Raw genomic sequence first — 456 nt, 5'->3', positions numbered from 1 at the left:
CAAGCTTATTTAAAACTCTTTATTCACTCGGTTTTGCTTGGTAAAATCTATATTTTACTTACTTATCTAGTTTTCAATGTACAATTTCTTTTTAGTCAAGCGCTCGCATACTGCTTTATTTTCAAAAAATCAAATGCTCATTTACAAAAGTAAACTCCGCTTTAATTTTTCTTAATGCATTGTCTGACAACCGCTTTCTTTAAAAAGAATAGATTGTCAAGCGCTCGCATAAGCAATATCACTTTAACCAAAAAATATTTGAATGTTAAATAAACATTCAAAACTGAATACAATATGTCACATTATTCCGCATCTTCTGAAGAAGATGCTCCGAATATATCCTTAGAAAGGAGGTGATCCAGCCGCACCTTCCGATACGGCTACCTTGTTACGACTTCACCCCAATCATTTGTCCCACCTTCGACGGCTAGCTCCTAAAAGGTTACTCCACCGGCT

At 35.5% G+C, this 456-nt stretch carries 1 rRNA gene; it reads right to left on the bottom strand.

Annotated features, from left to right (window positions below):
- Positions 1-346 precede the first annotated feature (346 nt).
- A 16S ribosomal RNA gene (locus IDG64_RS14400) occupies positions 347-456 on the bottom strand; the annotation flags it as partial.

This window comes from Staphylococcus sp. EG-SA-15 (genome assembly GCF_017151895.1).
Taxonomy (GTDB): Bacteria; Bacillota; Bacilli; order Staphylococcales; family Staphylococcaceae; genus Staphylococcus; species Staphylococcus aureus.
This window is presented reverse-complemented; position numbering and strand designations above follow the sequence as displayed.